The sequence below is a fragment of the Planctomycetia bacterium genome, from assembly GCA_015200345.1.
In the GTDB taxonomy this organism is placed as follows: domain Bacteria; phylum Planctomycetota; class Phycisphaerae; order UBA1845; family UTPLA1; genus PLA3.
The window spans coordinates 3450098-3466164 of the sequence record CP054187.1 but is presented as its reverse complement, the minus strand read 5'-3'; the positions used below and the strand labels follow the sequence as shown (position 1 = coordinate 3466164).

Below are 16067 nucleotides of genomic sequence, written 5' to 3'. Positions count from 1 at the left end.
CGGCGCGGAGCTGCCGCCACTGCGGATTGTGGTGAATGCCGAGGATTTCCCCGACTGCCACCGTCGCTCCCCAGGCGCAGATCGCCGACGAGGTTGAGATCGGGCCGGGCTGCTATGTGGGTCCGGATGTGCGCATCGGGGCCGGTTCGCGCCTGATCGCGAACGTCACCATTCTCGGCAACACTCACATCGGTGAGCGAAACCTCTTCTACCCCGGCTGCGTGATCGGCGCGGCCCCGCAGGATCTGAAGTACACCGGCACGCCGACGCGCCTGGTCATCGGCGACGACAACATCTTCCGCGAAGGCGTCACGGCGCACACGGGAACGGAAGTCGCTGGCGGTCTCACCGAAATCGGCAACCACAATCAGTTCCAGGTCGGCTCGCACATCGCGCACGACGTGCGCGTGGGCAATCACTGCATTCTGTCGAACCAGGTGCAGATCGCCGGGCACGTTCACATCGAGGATCACGTGACCGTCTCCGGCCTGGTCGGCGTTCAGCAATTTGTGACCATTGGGCAATACAGTTTCATCACCGGCATGGCCCGCTGCACGATCGACACACCGCCCTACATGATCTTCGGCTTCGAGGGCAACGTGCAGGGCGTGAACATCAAGGGACTGGGGCGCTGGGGATTCGACGAGAGCACGATCCAGCAGCTCCGCGACCTGTGCAAGAAGTTGTTCCCCCGCAAGAATCAGGCCGCCGCCGTTTTCGGATTGCGCTCGCTGTATCGCATCATGCCGTTCATCAAGGATGACAAGGCAACGATCAGCCTTGCCCGGCGCATTCGGGAGTGTGAGACCAACGGCAAGCTCGATTACCACGGCCAGTACCTGATCAACTTCCTCAAGCGATCCATCTTCCAGGGCGTTCACGGACGTTATCTGGAATCCCTCCGCCGCGACCAGGGCGCGGTGCCGCAGTTCTACGGCGGAGGCCGGCGCTCGTGAGCCATCAACCGATTCCCGTCGCCGTGGTCGGCGTGGGCCACATGGGCCGGCACCACGCACGGCTCTATGGCGAGTTGCCTTCCGCGCAGTTGATCGCCGTCGTCGATGCGAATGCCGAGCGGGCACGCGATTGCGCAAAGGACTTCCAATGCCGCGCGATGACTTCCATCGATGAGTTGCCGGCCGACGTTCGCGCCGTGACGGTCGCGGTGCCCACGATCCATCATCTCGCGGTGGCCGAACCGCTGATGCGCCGCGGGGTGGCCGTGCTCGTCGAGAAACCGCTGGCGCCGAACGTCGAAGAGGCGGATCGGATGCTGGCGATTGCACGGGAGACGGGCGCGCTGCTTTCCGTGGGTCATACCGAGCGGTTCAATCCGGTCGTGCGGGCCATGCAACGGCTGCAGATCTCGCCCAAGTACATCGAGACCCAGCGCATCAGTCCGTTTCGATTTCGCTCGGCCGACATCGGCGTCGTGTCCGATATGATGATTCACGATATCGACATTGTGCTGAATTTGGTCAAGTCGCCGGTGGCCCGGCTGGATGCCGTCGGCGTGAACGTGCTTTCGCGCCACGAAGACGTGGCCAACGCCCGCGTCGTGTTTGAGAACGGGGCCGTGGCCAATCTCGTCGCCTCGCGCCTGGCCTTGAAGACCGATCGGCGCATCCGCGTCTTCAGCGAGACGGCCTACCTCTCGCTTGATTATCAGCGCAAGACCGGCATCGCCATCACGCGCGACGCGAATCTCGACATCCTCGCCATGGCGCGCGACGGAAAGTTTGAGAATCTTGCTGACATGGCCAACGTCGATTTCGGCCAACTGGTGAAGGTCGAGCCGCTGCTCGTGGACGACGTGGAGCCGCTCCGCGCCGAGCTGGAAGCATTCCTCGAAAGCGTCGCAACCGGCAAGCCGCCCCCCGTCACCGCGGAGGACGGCGCCGCCGCGGTCCGGCTCGCCTCCGACATCGTCGCCGCCCTCGGCGCGCATCGCTGGGGCGCGTAAGCCCAGGGGGCACCATGTCGCCGCACGGCCCTACCCTCGCAACCCGCATCGCCCCGTGGCAGGCCGGGCTGCTGATCGCCCTCGCCGGCGCGGGCGTCTATGCCAACAGCCTGAATGGTCCGTTCGTTTTTGACGATCAGTACTCGATCACGGAGAACGTCTATATTCGATCCCTGTGGCCGCTGCGCGAGGCGGTGTCGGCCCCCTACCAGTCGACCGTCTCCGGTCGTCCGGTCGTTGCCTACACGCTGGCGATCAACTACGCGCTGGGCGGGCTGGACGTCCGCGGGTATCACCTCTTCAACGTGTTGATTCACCTCGCCTCCGGATTGCTGCTGTTCGGCGTCGTCCGGCGCACGCTGCTCGCGGAGCGATTTCGAGAGCGGTTTGAACGCTCCGCGACGGCGCTGGCAGTCGTGACCGCCCTGCTCTGGGTGGTCCATCCGCTGCAAACCGAATCCGTGACCTATGTCATCCAGCGCGTCGAGTGCATGGTGAGTTTGTTCTACCTTGCGACGCTTTATTGCGTCGTCCGCGCCGCCGCTTCGCCGCGGCCGCTCCCCTGGTCGGCCGGCGCGGTGATCTGTTCGGCTCTGGGCATGGGCTGCAAGGAGGTCATGGTCACGGCACCGTTCGTCATCTTCTGGTATGACGTCGTGCTCTTGAGCGGAGGAATTCGACAAACCCTCGCGCGGCGCGGGCTGACCCATCTCGGCATCGCGGCGACGTGGTTGATCCTCTTTGCGCTCATCGCTGGAGGCCCGCGCTCCAACACCGTCGGCTTCGGGCTGCAAGGCCTCTCACCCGTTGATTATGCCCGCACCCAGTTCGGCGTCCTCCTCAAATATCTTCAATTGTCCATATTTCCGCTGCACCTCTGCATCGACTACGCCTGGCCGATCGCGCGCACCTGGACCGACTGGGTGCCGCAGATGTGCGCCGTCGCGATGCTGCTGGCCGGCACAATCGCCCTGCTCCGCCGTCACCCGCCGATCGGCCTGATCGCCGCGAGTTTCTTCATCATTCTCTCGCCCACGTCGAGCTTCGTGCCCATCGTCGACCCGGCCTTTGAGCACCGCATGTACCTTGCCCTCGCGCCGCTTTGCGCGCTGGCTGTTCTGGGCACGCATGAGGCGTTAAGCAAGTGGGCCGCGACCCGGTCGGCGGCGGCGCGACTTGCTCCGAGCTTTGCGATTGGACTCGTGGGAATCGCCCTGCTGGCGCTGGGCGGTCGCACGATTGCCCGCAATCGGGACTACGCCACCGCCGAGCGGCTCTGGCGCAGCACGCTTGAAATCGAACCGGCGAATCCTCGCGCACATCTCGCCCTGGGTGCGGTCCTGCTTCGTCAAGAACGCCACGACGAAGCGATCGCGCTGTATCGCGGCGCGCTGGAGAAAGACCCCCGCTTTGTCGCCGGGCACTATGGCATGGCCCAGGTGCTCAACGCCCTGAAGCGATACGACGAAGCACTCACGCATGCCGAACAGGCCGTAAAGCTCGACCCGAAGTATCCCGAAGCGAATACCGTCAAGGGCGTCCTTCTTACCAAGCTCGGCCGGCTCGATGAGGCGGCGGCCGCCTTCCGCCGGGCGCTGGAGCTGGACAACTCGCACAGCGAAGCGCACTTCTATCTCGCCTGCATCTACGACGAGCAGCGAAACATCGACGCGGCCATCCATCACTATCGCGAGACGCTGCGCATTCGCCCGGAACACGCCGACGCCCTGCGGCAACTGGCCGATTTGCTGGTAAAGGTGAACGAGCCGGCCGAGGCGATTCCGCTCTATCGGCGCAATCTTTTCTACGCCGGGGAATCGCTCCGCGTGCTGAACGGTCTGGCCAACGCGCTATCGTTCACCGACCGGATCGAGGCATCCATCCCCTACTACGAGCGGGCGCTGGCGCTCGCGCCCGACGAGGCGAGCGTGCATTTCAATTATGCCAATACACTGGCACGCCTGGGCCGCTGGAAGGATGCAATCCCGCATTACGAGGCGACGTTGCGGATCCGGCCCGAGCTGGTCCCGGCGCAACAGGCCCTGGCTCGCGCGCAGGCGGCGCTGAACGCGGCCGCGTCGATGCCCGCCAGCGCTCCCGCCGATCAGGCGCCTTGATCAAGCCAGCGGAGGAATTCCAGCAAATCACCGAACTCGTGGTCCGGCGTGTGCGTGCCGATGTCATGGATGCGGTGCGCACGATTGACCCAGCCGCTGCGGAGGCCGGCGACCATGGCCCCGCCGACATCGCTGTGCAGGCTGTCGCCGACGTGAATCACGCGCTCGCGCCGCCAGCCGGTCTGGGCCAGCGCCTGGTCGAAAATGGCGCGATCGGGTTTGTAGCTGCGGGCGTCCTCGGACGTCACCACACGCTCCAGCTTGAGCGCGTGCCGTTCAATCACCGCGTCGATGTCGACCCGGTCGGCGTTCGAAACGAGGCACACCGGGAGCGAACACGTTTGCAGAAACGCGATCGCCTCGGGCTGAAGCGGCGGATCGCTCCAGTAGCGCCGCAGCATCTCGGCATAGGGCGTCGGGTCCATGGTGACACCGAGTGCGGCCATCGTCTCGCGCAGCGTGCGGCGCTCCACGTCGAAGAGCGTCAGGAAAGCGTCGCCATTGCAGAAGTCCAGCGCGTGAAAAAATCGCTCGCCCCATGTGATGCTCAACTCGTGTGCCGAGATGGCCAGCCGAAAATCCCGCACAAGATGCTCGCACGTCGCCTCCACCGCCTGACGATCGCCCGCCGTCAGGGTTCCGTACATGTCAAGAAAGACGCCGTCCAATTCCATGCCCGCTCCCGTTCTCATTTTCCCACGCAGAATCGCGAAAAAATCCGTCCGAGCAATTCTTCCGTGTCTTCCTGGCCCGCCAGCACACCCAATTCCTCCGCCGCAGTTCGCAATTCCGCCGCGACGAGGTCCGCGTCGGATAGCGTTTCGCCAGACGACAACGCCAGCTTGATCGCGCGATCCAGCGACTCCAGCGCCGCGTCCAGCGCCGCCCGATGCTCCGACATCAGCGCGATCGCCGCGTCGCTCACCGCCGACTCGCGGGCTCGCAGCCGCGCCGCCAGCGCCGACTTCAACGCATCCACTCCGGCGCCCGTCGCCGCGCTGACGAGTAGTTCGTACTCGCTCACCCCTGCCGCGCGCCCCGACCCCAGCAGATCGCACTTGTTTCCAACGAGAAGGATTGGGACGTCGAAAGCCGGCGGCTCCACGCGTCGCGTCGGATCGCTCTCGGCAACATCCACCACCCATACCACGAGGTCGGCCGACGCGAGGGCATCGCGCGCGGCTCGCTGTGCTTGCGCGTCCAGCGCATCAACCGCTTCCACTACTCCGGCCACGTCAATCAGCAGGCATTCCATCTCCCCCAGTTGCAGCGGCGCGGAAAGCACATCGCGGGTCGTTCCCGCCACGGGCGCGCAAATCGCGCGGTCCAGGCCGGTCAGGCGATTCAGCAAACTCGACTTCCCCGCATTCGGATGACCTGCCAATACGACACGCGGCAATTGCTCCCAGCGCTCGGCGCGAACACCGGCTGCCGTTGTCGCCGCGAGGGCCTTACGCACTTCCATCAACCCATCACGCAATTGCCCCGGTGTAATGAACTCGATCGGCTCTTCCGCGAAATCCAGCGCGCCTTCCACCAACGAAAGCAAATCCGCCAACCGCTCGCGCGCCGCTCCCGCCACGCGCGACAGCTCTCCGTGAAGCAGTCGCTCGGCCGCGCGCAATTGCATGTCCGACCGCGCTGCAATCATGCCCGCCACACCGTGTGCCTGCGAAAGATCCATGCGCCCGGCGAGGACCGCGCGCAGGGTGAACTCCCCCGGCTCGGCTCGCCGCGCCCCGGCGGCGATGCAAGCCTCGACCACCCAGCCCAGAAGCACCGGCGCGCCGAGAAAATGAAGCTCCACAACATCCTGACCGGTGTAGCTGCGCGGCGCGCGAAACACGAGCGCAAACCCCGGCAGCCGAAACCGCCCGACGCGTACGAAGCCCTCCACGCAATCGCTCGCTCCGGATGGCGACGCGCCGCCTGACCCGGCTGCGGCTGCATCGTCAGCCTCAAATACGTTCGACGCAATCGCCATCGCCGCCGGCCCCGACACGCGCACGATCCCCCGCGCAGCCGCCCCCGCCGCCGAGCTAATCGCTACAATTGTATCATCCGGATTCATGCCGGCGAGCGACCCACCGCGAGGTCGTCCTGCTTCCAGCGGCGCTGCGACGCCGGCGATGCGCCCGCCAGCGCCGGCAGACCATGTGCCACGGCCCGCCCCTGCTCATCGACCGTGCAAAAGAGAAACGTCCCTGTGGCAACCGGTTTGGGGTCGTCCTTGGGTTGCAGCTTCCACGCATCGACCTTGATGCCGATGGTGGATTCCCCGATGTAATCGACCCGCCCTTCGAATCGCAGAATCTCCCCCAGCCGCGCCGGCGTTCGCATCGACAAGCTGCGGATCGACATGAACACGACCGGCCGCGCCTCATCGAAGCAGTTCTCCGCCGCAATGTAGGCCATTTGCACGCACCACTCGACGCACCGGCCGGCATAGAGCGTCTGGTGGTGGTTCAGGTCCTCGCTCTTCACGAGGTGCGTCGTGGAGATGCACGTTGAATCGCTGGATTGCGACGACATATTTTTTCCTGTCGCCCACGGCGCCGATTCCAATCGCGGTACCGCTACGACCGAATGCGCCAGGGCAAAACGCACACTATAACCAATCTGCTTGCGACCCGCCCGCTCGTCCCGACTCGCCTTTGACCGCCGCCGAAAGTCGGCTACCATTCCCCTGTTGTCGGAGCCGAATCCCCGGTTGACGCCGGGGAGCGGGGAACCCACCGCCGCCTTGCTATCAAGCGTCGCGGCCGGGGCGAAGGAGTCGGTCGGCTCCAGGCCACTTTCAAGGCCCAGCCCGTCAGCTAACCCCGCAGGCATGTGAAAGAGCACGACGCACCGCTCTCCTGATGCAGTCGATCGACCGATCGCGCAGTTCACGAGCATCCGTTCGTGCGTTCGCGTCCGCTTTTTCTCGCGTGCAGGAATGCGCGGAAAACGCCTGGGCGCGCAGCGAACCCTTTATGGAGACCGGCCTCCCCGGCGGCGGCATACGGTATTTCCCGTCGGACATGGCATGAATACACGCTACGCCTGCGACTTTCTACGCATGCAGAGTCCTATTGGCCCTGGAACCGATGAAACTTCGCCAGGCCGGAGTCAGTTTCCTGTCGTATCCCCGTCGATTGCGCGCGTTCGTGGTGGGGGCAACGCGTGGCACACAAACTGCCAATTTCAAGAGGCAAGACCGGGATCGCAGTCGGCCCGTGCGAGCCGCTGCGCACCGCTCGGCCGCGCGCCACCTGGGAGGCCCGGACCATGGAACTCGAAACACTACTGCGAAACGAAAAGATCCCGTTTGAGAAGAAGACCCATCGAACCGCCTTCACGTCACAGGAGTTAGCCGCCGCGGAGCACGTCCCCGGTCGATTCGTCGCCAAGCCGGTGCTGGTCAAGGGCGAAAAGGGTTTCGCGATGTGCGTGATCGCGGCATGCGATCGACTTGATCTGGACCGCGCCGCCCGCGCGCTGGGCGAACCGCGCGTTGAACTGGCGACCGAGGAGGAAATGCGAATTGTCTGTCCCGATTGCGAGATCGGCGCCGAGCCGCCTGTCGGACGACTTTTCAACCTGAAGACCGTGATGGACGAGCGCCTGGCATCGGACACGTACCTCGTGATGCAGGCCGGCACGCACACCGAGGCCGTCAAACTGCTTCGCGAAGACTGGGAGCGCGTTTGCAATCCGATCAAGGCGCGGATCGCGGTTTGACAAGCGCGGGATGCAATTGGGGTCTGGCAACTACCGCAGGCCGGGTCCGAAGACCCGACTCGCGCAACAGCACGCGTGTCAAGACGCGAGTCTGTATCGGATGGACAAGAGGAATTAGCGGCGGCCGGACTTGAACCGGCGACCCAGGGCTTATGAATCCCTTGCTCTGCCAACTGAGCTACGCCGCTGTTTCGAGCGGTAATTTATAGGGGGAATAGGCAGGCGATTCAAGGCCGCCCCAGCGACGCACACCGAGTCGCTGCCCGCGACGCTGCATGGTTCGGGCAGACCGACTGCCGAACATGGCGACTACTTCTGTTCCTCTCCCGTTCGGATGCGCGGGTCGGGGGCCAGTTCGGCCATCAGCTTCTGAATGTACTGCTGCTTGAGCTGCTCGCGATGTTCGAGGAACTCGGCCGGCAGTTCGTCTTCACGCAGGAAGATCTCATACGACACGCCGCCTTCCTTCGCCGGGATGCTGACCTTCGCGGCGATCGGACTGCTGCCCGAGCGCGTCGCGCCGCCGGTGGCCGGACCTGATCCGGCGGCGGCTTCGCCGACGCCGATCGAGACCGCATCGGCGTGAATCTCGTACTTCAGCCCTGTCTCGGCAGCCATCAGCTCCAGCGCCGCCCGAATCGACGTCGATTGTAAGACAAGCGTATAGCTACTCACCGACGGCGGCAGCTTCAACAGAAGGCCCGGCTCCAGCTTGAACATCACGCCGGCCTTGTCGCCCAGGTCCACCAGAATCTGCGATAGCGGCTGGCCGGTGTAGCGCGCCGTCACCCGGCGCGACAGCTTGCCGGCGATCTGCGCCTGCCCCGTGCGGATCACGATGTGATCGTCTTCCGGCGTCCAGCCCCAGCGCAGCGCGCCCGTGGCCGTCTCCAGCACCTGCGCGACCGAGCCCTGGCCCGACTTTTCCATCTGCTCCAGCAGCATCTTGGGCGCGTCCACCTTCGACGTGATGCGATATTGCAGCTTGAACTCACCGAACGCCGCCGGCGAATAGGCCGTCTCACTCATTCGGCGCAGCAGTTTCAGTTCCTCCCACGTCGCCCGCCGCGCCAACCGCCGCAGCGGATCGGTCGCCACCACGACCACCGATTGTTCGCGCACTTCGTACGTCATGCCCAACGCGCCGAGAATCTTCGGCAATGCCTCGCGCAGCGATGCATTGGTAATCGTCACGTCGGCCAGTTTTGTTTGCTTGCCCCACGGCAGCATTTCGGCCGACTCGTCATCGAGCACGATCGTGACGCCGACCTGTTTGCCCAGATCGGCCAGCGCGGCCGGCAACTCCATGCCGCTCATGGTCAGGCTTTCGACCTTTTGATCCAGCAGCTGCGCCACGTCCGGACCATCGGCCTGGGCCGCGCCGCTTCGGCTGATCACCGCCAGCCCGAGCAAGGCCGCGCACAACCACGTCCATGTTTTCGTGTTTTGCATCACGTCACCTCGTACCACGCAGAACCGCCGGCTAGTAAAGGAACGGGTCCACGACGTAGTCACTCGCGGCAGCCCCGTCGCGATCGGCTGCGATACCCGCCCAGCCCTGCGGCTCGGGCGGCGATTTCGGATCGCGTCTGGCCTCGTCAAACGTGAAGGTCACCACTCCGATCGGCTCCGGTGTTTCGAGCGAAACGAGCACTGTGCGCGGGCGCAGCGCCGGTTCCGGACCTTTCGCGACCGTGCCGCCCGAAGGCGAAGCGCCGTTCGGCGCATCCAACGGTCCGCCGACGTCCCGGGGCCACCAGACGGCGATCACAATCGCCGCCGCGACCGCCAGCGGCGCGCCGACGCGACCGATCCAAGCGAGGACGCGCCGCCGCGAGCGGATCTTTCCGATCGAACCGGTCTTGATCGTGCGCGCCTCGCGCCGCACGGCCGAGGAGATTCGCGCCTTGAGAGCGCGGTAGTCGACCTCGGGAACCGGGCCGCTCCAGTGGGGAACCAACTCATCGAGCCGCGCGGCATCCGTCGATTGCGTTTCGGCCCCGCCGGAGCGGACATGCCTCACGACGCGTGCGGCGTTGGCCGACCAGTCGAATCGCGCCGGTATGGTGCGCCAGCCCTTGAGCAGCGCGGCGAGCTTTTCATACGCCGCGGCGGTGCGCCGGGCCTGGGCATCATCCATCAGCAACGCTTCCACGCGAGCGCGCTCTTCCCGCGTTCGCTCGCCGGGGAGGCAAGCTGCCAGGAGCATTTCGACATTTTCATTCTCACCGTTCATTACTTCGCAATTCCTGACCGCCGACTTTTCGATCCCGCCGCCGACTCCGTTCGATTCATTCCTCCAAAAAGCCCTTGAGTTTCTCCTTCAGGGTCTTTCGGGCCTGAAACACGTTCCACTTGACCATTTCCACGCTGCACTCAAGAATCTCCGCCACGTCCTTCTGGGGCATCTCCTCAATCGCGAACAGCACCAGCGCCAGCCGCTGTTGATCCGGCAGCGACGCGATCGCCGCCGTGATCGCCTGCTGCATTTCCGACGCCTCGAGCGTGTCTCCTTCTTCGCCACGCGACTTCAGCGACGCCGCCTGCGAATCTCCGCTGTCGTCATCCTCGCCCTGCAACGTCAGCATCGGCCGACGGCCGCGCCGGAAGTTCAGCGATTGGTTGCTGACGATTCGCATCAGCCAGGGACCGAATCGGCCTCGCTCCTGCAAACCCGACAGCGACCGAAACGCCCGCAGAAAAGACTCCTGACAGACTTCCTGGGCGTCGTCGATATTGCCCAGCAGCCGATAGGCCACGGCGACCGCCCGCCGCTGATAGCGCTCGATCAAGCCGTCGAACGCCGACAGATCGCCCGCGAGCGTCCGCTCGATGGCCGCGATGTCCTCCGCAGCCGACTTTGCGTCGTCTTCCACCGGGCTGTCCGTGGCCGCCTTTTTGCTCATAAGTTCAGACACTGTAAACCCATGCGCGGTTAGCCCCACCGGATGATTTGACCCGTCAATCATCGGCACGGCCAGCACCTAAATCGCTGCCACAGCCAACCTTAGACGCTTAGGGCTGTTCATGCAAATTATCCTCCATCTTTTGTTATCGATCCCATTCACAAGAACAGGTCGCGTTTTCGTGCTGGTGAAGCGCTGCCGCTTAGGGTATCTAACCGTCCATGGACGAAATCAACCTGCGAACAGGTACGAGTGAATCGGGGTCCGCCACGCGGCGCGAGTTTCTCCACCGAGCAGCGCTTGCGGGTGCAATGCTGGGTGTGGAGACGGCGTTCCTCCCACAACTGGCCCGGGCGGAGCAGCCGTCGACAGACGGCGCCAAGCCGGGCAAGCGGCCGGTGATCATCTCCAGCTCGAACGGCCTCAAGGCGATCGAAGTCGGCTACAAGGCGCTGGTCGCGCGAAAGGACCCGCTCGATGCAGCGATTGAATCCGTGACAATTGTCGAAGATGACCCCAACGACCAGTCGGTCGGCTACGGCGGGCTGCCCAACGAAGACGGCATCGTCGAGCTGGACGCCTCTGTGATGCACGGGCCGACGCACAAGGCCGGCGCGGTCGCGTCCCTTCGCAACATACGCAATCCGGCGCAGGTGGCGCGGCTGGTCATGCAGCGGACCGATCATGTGCTGATCGTCGGCGAGGGCGCGCTGCGCTTCGCGAAGGCACACGGATTTAAGGAACAGGACCTGCTCACCGAAGCGTCGCGCAAGGCGTGGCTGAAGTGGAAGGAGTCGCGCGACAAGGAGGATGACTGGTTGGGTGACGAGGAGATCAACCCCGCCGCCGGCGCGCGCGGGCGCGACGCGATCCCGTTTACGTGGGGCACCATTCACTGCGCGGCGGTGGACAGCCGCGGCGATCTCGGCGCGACGACGACGACGAGCGGCCTGTCGTACAAGATACCCGGACGCGTGGGCGATTCGCCGATCCTCGGCGCGGGATTGTACGTGGACAACGCGGTCGGCGCCGCGGGTTCCACCGGCCGGGGCGAGGCCAACCTGTTGAATTGCTCCTCGTTTCTGGTCGTGGAACTGATGCGGCAGGGCAAGTCGCCTCAAGACGCTTGTCTCGAAGTGATGCGGCGCGTCGCGGATCACACCGAACCGCGTCTGCGCGACAAGCAGGGCCGCCCGGCATATGGCCTGATTCTCTACGCGCTGGCGAAGGACGGCCGTCACGGATCCGCCGCAATGTGGTCGGGCGCCAAGTACGCCGTCTGCGACGAGGCCGGCGCGCGGCTGGTTGAATCGGCGTTTCTTTACCAGCGCGCTTAGCCTGCCGCGACGCCGGCATCCGCCATGCGACCGCGAATGGCGTCGGCGGAATCCACGCCGAGAACCCAGGCGGCGATCTCCCGCTGCACGCGCGCCCAGTCGTCACTGAATCGCTGCGCCAGGTACGCGTGATACAACGCATCAAGCGTCTCGCTGAAATGCCGCACCTGCTCCACGCGCTCTTCGGCCTGTTCGCGCCGATCGCCCGGCACCGGTTCACCGGACGGCTTCTCCAGCTTCGGCAGCACGCCGCCCGACACGTTGAACGTCTCGGCCTGAAGCACCAATTCGTATTGTGATCCATCACGATGCAGCACCAGGCCCGCCTTGCGCGGCAGCTTGCCGCCCTGCAATGCTCGGCGGCTTTCCGGCAGCGACGCCGGACCGTCGGCCGTCAGCACCTGCTTGCCTGTCTCGGCCCAGGGGCATTCGAGTGTCAGTTGCTTGACAATCAGCACCGAGGCATCCGTCTCATCCGGCAGATGAATCACATCCGACTGCTCCGCAACCGTCCACCACAGCCACAGCAGGAACTCATTGCCGAGGTAATCGCGCGAGGCCGGATCGGCCGCCGTCCAATACACCTCGATGTGTCCATTACCACGCTCATGCGGTACATACTTCGCAAGCTGCGCCGTCTCGATCCGCCGCGCGTTCCCCGCCGCCTCGGCCCATCGGTATGCCAATCGACCGGCCGACAACCGCTCCACGCGCTTGTCGAACGTGTCCCGAAAGAGCGACATGAACCGCTCCTGCACGGCCGGCTGCGTTGCACCGAGATAGACCACGTCGCTGCGCGTGTCCCACAGGATCGGAAACTGCCGCATCGAGCGGAATCGACCGTCCTTCAACTCACCCGCCGCGCGTTGTTTGGCTGCTTCGATCGCCTCCTTGCGAATCCGCGCCGGTTTCCAGCCGTCGTGCGCCTTCAGAAGCGCCTCACGCTCCTGCTCGATATACGCGCGCATCAGGTCGGGGGGAACCTTCGATGTATCCACGCGCATGCCGAAGTGCAGGCAGTCGAGGATTACGTTCTTGTCGGTGTCGAACTCGCGGTCAAGCAGATGCCGCCCGCCGAGCCAGCCGACCTCTTCGCCGTCGGAGCGGGCCTTGCCCTTGCCGATGACGTGGCCGCGAAACTTGTCCATCAGGTTGTCGTCGAGCCGCCTGGGCGAACCGCCGACCACCCTGAAGCGGGAAAACGAAAGTGAACCGTGGAGAAAGGGCATGGGTTTCCTGCTATATTGCGCTCAACCAGACAGGTGGCCGCGTCGGCACCGTGCCGTGGACCGCCGTACGAGCGTGCGACGATGCTAGATGGTTGCGGCGCGGCGTCAATCGGCGATTGCGCCGCTTGTGAAAAACCAATTCACAGGAACTCACCAATGCGAAAAGCCCCCCTGCTCACAATGGCTGCTTCGGCAGGAATCCTGCTCACAGTCCTTTCGCCGGTCTGGTCCTCACCACAAAAGTCCGCAGGCAAGGCTCCCCCGCCGCCGATGCCGCCCGTCGCGCCGGAGGTGAAGAAGGCGACGGAGGGCGCGATCAGCAAGGCGCTGAAGTTCCTCGCGGCGCGACAGGAAAAGGACGGCGGCTGGAATGCGAAATACGGCCCCGCGGTCACGGCCATCGTCGCGAAGGCCTTTGCTGACGCTCCGGAATACGGATCGAACCACCCGGTCGTCCGGCGGGCGGTCGAGTCGATTCTGCGCCATGCGCAGCCGGATGGCGGCTTTTACGAGCGGCAGCAGAATCTGGCGAATTATCAGACATCTGTAGTTCTAATGTTTCTCGCCTCGCTGGATCGCGAGCGCCACGCTCCGCACCTCGCCAAGGCGCAGGCCTTCCTCACCAAGTTGCAATACGATGAGAGCGAAGACAAGACCGTGAAGGATTCGTGGTACGGCGGTGCCGGCTACAACACCACGAAGCGCCCCGACTTGTCCAACACCCAGATGATGCTGGAGGCGTTGCATCAAAGCGGACTGTCGAAGGATGACCCGGTCTATCAGCGGGCCTTGGTCTTCATCTCGCGCTGCCAGATGAACGAATCGACGAATGATCAGCCGTTCGCACGCGGCGCGAGCGACGGCGGATTTGTCTATACGGCGGCGGACGGCGGCGAGTCGAAGGCAACCGGCGGATTTGAACTGGGTCGGCCGCTGCGCAGCTACGGCTCCATGACCTATGCGGGGTTCAAGAGTTATCTGTATGCGGGGCTGTCGCGGGATGACCCGCGCGTCACGTCGGCCCTGGCATGGATTCGGCAGAATTACTCGCTGGACGTAAATCCCGGCATGCCCGAACGTCAGAAGCACGAAGGGCTGTATTACTATTATCACGTTTTTTCGCGGGCACTGGCGGCGTGGGGCGAGCCGGTGCTGATCGACGCCACGGACCGTTCGCACGATTGGCGCGTGGAGCTTTGTCGCAAGGTCATCTCGCTTCAGCGGCCGGATGGAAGCTGGCTGAACGAAGCCGATCGCTGGCTGGAGGGCGACGCGGACTATGTCACCGGGTTGACCGTCTCGACGCTTCAAACGGCGCTGGGCCGTGAAGCCGGCGATGCGCGGAACGGCCGATGACTCCACTTCGCCCCTGCCTCCGAATCATCCTGACCGCGACGATCTGCGCCGTTGGCGGTTGCGCAGCGCCGCGCCCGGGCGAAGGCGAGCTTTCGCGTGACACGAAGTGGCAGACAGATGTCGATTACCTGGCGCGCGAGCTGCCCCGCCTGCACAAGAACGCCTTCTTCAAGTGCTCGCGCGGGTCGTTTGACGCGGCGGCGACGAAACTGCGAGAAGACGTGCCGCACCTGGCGGATCATCAGATCGTCGTCGGAATGCTGCGGCTGATCGCGCTGATCGGCGACGGCCACACGCAGGCGCAGAACTTCGCGCAGATCGGCGGGTTTCGCACGCTGCCGATCGTTGCAGAATGGCTGCGCGACGGGTACTACGTGACGCGATCGCTCCGCCGGCACGAGGCCGCCCTGGGCGCCAAGCTCGTTCGAATCGGCGCGGTTCCGATTGAGGAGGCCGCTCGGCGGCTCGGCGCGACGTTCCCCGCCGAGAATGAAACGCAAATACGGCGGCGCATCCCACTGGCGATGCGAAATCCGGAGATCCTGCATGCCTGCGGGTTGATCACCGGCCTGGATCGCGCTGCGTTCACCCTGGCCGATGCGAGTGGTAATGAGACGACGATAGAAATAGAGCCGATCGCGTCGGAGCGCGAATGGCGGTGGGTGTTCGCGTCGGAGCGCGTGCCGCTCGCCGAGCAGCGGGCCGACCCCTACTGGTATCAGGCCATCGTGACGCCGTCGCACGACCCGGCGCTGTATCTCGCGTACAACACGTGCTCGGGGTTCGGAGAGTTCCGCGCGCTGTGCCAGAAGATGTTCGAGGGGATCCCGACCGGGGACGGACCGGATGCTAAAAAATGGCGGCTGATCATCGACCTGCGCCGCAACGGCGGCGGCAACTCCATGGTCATCGACGCGATGTACCCGCACCTGCTCCGGCGACCTGGGCTGCGCGCGCCGGGCCACCTGCTCGTGCTGATCGGCCGCGGCACGTTTTCGTCTGCGATGATGAACGCGATCCAGTTACGCCAGCGGTACGGCGCCGTGCTGATCGGCGAACCGACCGGCGGCAGCCCGAACGCCTACGGCGAGATCAGGCCGCTGACGCTCCCCTATTCAAAGCTCGTCGTAACGTACTCGACAAATTACTTCTCTCTGGTGGACGGAGACGTGCAGACCGTCGCGCCGCACGTGCTGGTTGAGCCGACCATCGAAGATGTCATCGCGGGGAAGGATCCGGTCCTCGACGCGGCACTGACCTATTCATCCGCCGGAGAACCGCGTCGCTAGAAGACGTGCCGGGCTGATGGCTCGGAATTCACCTTACATTACAAGCTGTTTCAAAACTCCCTCTCCCTTCCAGGGAGAGGGTTGGAGTGAGGGTGAATCAATTCGTTTGAACCACTTTTCCCCCTCACCCGACCTCGCCCCCAAGGG

The 16067-nt window shown here is 64.5% G+C and carries 14 protein-coding genes and 1 tRNA gene; 7 read left to right on the top strand and 8 right to left on the bottom strand.

Annotated features, from left to right (window positions below; translation table 11 throughout):
* Positions 1 to 35 precede the first annotated feature (35 nt).
* The 3 genes from lpxA to HRU71_14135 are packed head-to-tail and all read left to right on the top strand — an operon-like array spanning position 36 to position 4080.
* The gene (lpxA, locus tag HRU71_14145; protein QOJ04560.1) at positions 36 to 956 is read left to right on the top strand and encodes an acyl-ACP--UDP-N-acetylglucosamine O-acyltransferase; all 921 of its coding nucleotides are present in this window, start codon (positions 36 to 38) and stop codon (positions 954 to 956) included.
* On the top strand, positions 953 to 1963 hold the full coding sequence (locus HRU71_14140; GenBank protein ID QOJ04559.1) for a Gfo/Idh/MocA family oxidoreductase: 1011 nt from the start codon (positions 953 to 955) through the stop codon (positions 1961 to 1963). The genes lpxA and HRU71_14140 overlap by 4 nt, the downstream gene beginning before the upstream one ends.
* 14 nt (positions 1964 to 1977) lie before the next feature.
* The gene (locus tag HRU71_14135) at positions 1978 to 4080 is read left to right on the top strand and encodes a tetratricopeptide repeat protein (GenBank protein QOJ04558.1); all 2103 of its coding nucleotides are present in this window, start codon (positions 1978 to 1980) and stop codon (positions 4078 to 4080) included.
* On the opposite strand, the gene HRU71_14130 is transcribed toward HRU71_14135, so the two are convergent.
* The 3 genes from HRU71_14130 to HRU71_14120 are packed head-to-tail and all read right to left on the bottom strand — an operon-like array spanning position 4068 to position 6612.
* Positions 4068 to 4754, bottom strand: coding sequence for an HAD family hydrolase (locus tag HRU71_14130; protein ID QOJ04557.1), 687 nt, complete (start codon positions 4752 to 4754; stop codon positions 4068 to 4070). The genes HRU71_14135 and HRU71_14130 overlap by 13 nt on opposite strands.
* 14 nt (positions 4755 to 4768) lie before the next feature.
* Positions 4769 to 6151, bottom strand: a complete 1383-nt coding sequence (locus HRU71_14125; GenBank protein ID QOJ04556.1) for a tRNA modification GTPase — start codon at positions 6149 to 6151, stop codon at positions 4769 to 4771.
* Positions 6148 to 6612, bottom strand: a complete 465-nt coding sequence (locus tag HRU71_14120; protein ID QOJ04555.1) for an acyl-CoA thioesterase — start codon at positions 6610 to 6612, stop codon at positions 6148 to 6150. Before HRU71_14120 ends, HRU71_14125 begins: the two co-directional genes overlap by 4 nt.
* Positions 6613 to 7350: 738 nt before the next feature.
* Between HRU71_14120 and HRU71_14115 the strand changes: the two genes are divergently transcribed.
* Positions 7351 to 7803: a YbaK/EbsC family protein gene (locus HRU71_14115; protein QOJ04554.1), complete on the top strand. Its 453-nt coding sequence runs from the start codon at positions 7351 to 7353 to the stop codon at positions 7801 to 7803.
* Between the two features lie 115 nt (positions 7804 to 7918).
* Here HRU71_14115 and HRU71_14110 read toward each other — a convergent pair.
* The 4 genes from HRU71_14110 to HRU71_14095 form a co-directional block, all read right to left on the bottom strand.
* A tRNA-Met gene (locus HRU71_14110) sits at positions 7919 to 7991 on the bottom strand.
* A 121-nt stretch (positions 7992 to 8112) separates the two neighbouring features.
* Positions 8113 to 9255 (bottom strand): hypothetical protein, encoded by a 1143-nt coding sequence (locus tag HRU71_14105; protein QOJ04553.1) that lies wholly within the window; start codon positions 9253 to 9255, stop codon positions 8113 to 8115.
* A 31-nt stretch (positions 9256 to 9286) separates the two neighbouring features.
* Positions 9287 to 10039, bottom strand: a complete 753-nt coding sequence (locus HRU71_14100; GenBank protein ID QOJ04552.1) for a hypothetical protein — start codon at positions 10037 to 10039, stop codon at positions 9287 to 9289.
* A 55-nt stretch (positions 10040 to 10094) separates the two neighbouring features.
* Entirely contained in the window at positions 10095 to 10709 is a 615-nt protein-coding gene (locus HRU71_14095) for an RNA polymerase sigma factor (protein QOJ04551.1), read from the bottom strand.
* A 311-nt stretch (positions 10710 to 11020) separates the two neighbouring features.
* Here HRU71_14095 and HRU71_14090 point away from each other — a divergent pair, with 311 nt between their 5' ends.
* Positions 11021 to 12046: a N(4)-(beta-N-acetylglucosaminyl)-L-asparaginase gene (locus HRU71_14090; protein ID QOJ05022.1), complete on the top strand. Its 1026-nt coding sequence runs from the start codon at positions 11021 to 11023 to the stop codon at positions 12044 to 12046.
* Here the strand turns inward: HRU71_14090 and HRU71_14085 are convergent.
* Positions 12043 to 13275 carry a hypothetical protein gene (locus tag HRU71_14085; protein ID QOJ04550.1) on the bottom strand — a complete coding sequence of 411 codons (1233 nt, stop codon included), beginning with the start codon at positions 13273 to 13275 and terminating at the stop codon, positions 12043 to 12045. The genes HRU71_14090 and HRU71_14085 overlap by 4 nt on opposite strands.
* 156 nt (positions 13276 to 13431) lie before the next feature.
* Here HRU71_14085 and HRU71_14080 point away from each other — a divergent pair, with 156 nt between their 5' ends.
* A complete protein-coding gene (locus tag HRU71_14080; protein ID QOJ04549.1) occupies positions 13432 to 14631 on the top strand; it encodes a terpene cyclase/mutase family protein in 1200 nt (399 codons plus the stop codon).
* Positions 14628 to 15920, top strand: a complete 1293-nt coding sequence (locus tag HRU71_14075) for a hypothetical protein (protein ID QOJ04548.1) — start codon at positions 14628 to 14630, stop codon at positions 15918 to 15920. The genes HRU71_14080 and HRU71_14075 overlap by 4 nt, the downstream gene beginning before the upstream one ends.
* Positions 15921 to 16067 lie beyond the last annotated feature (147 nt).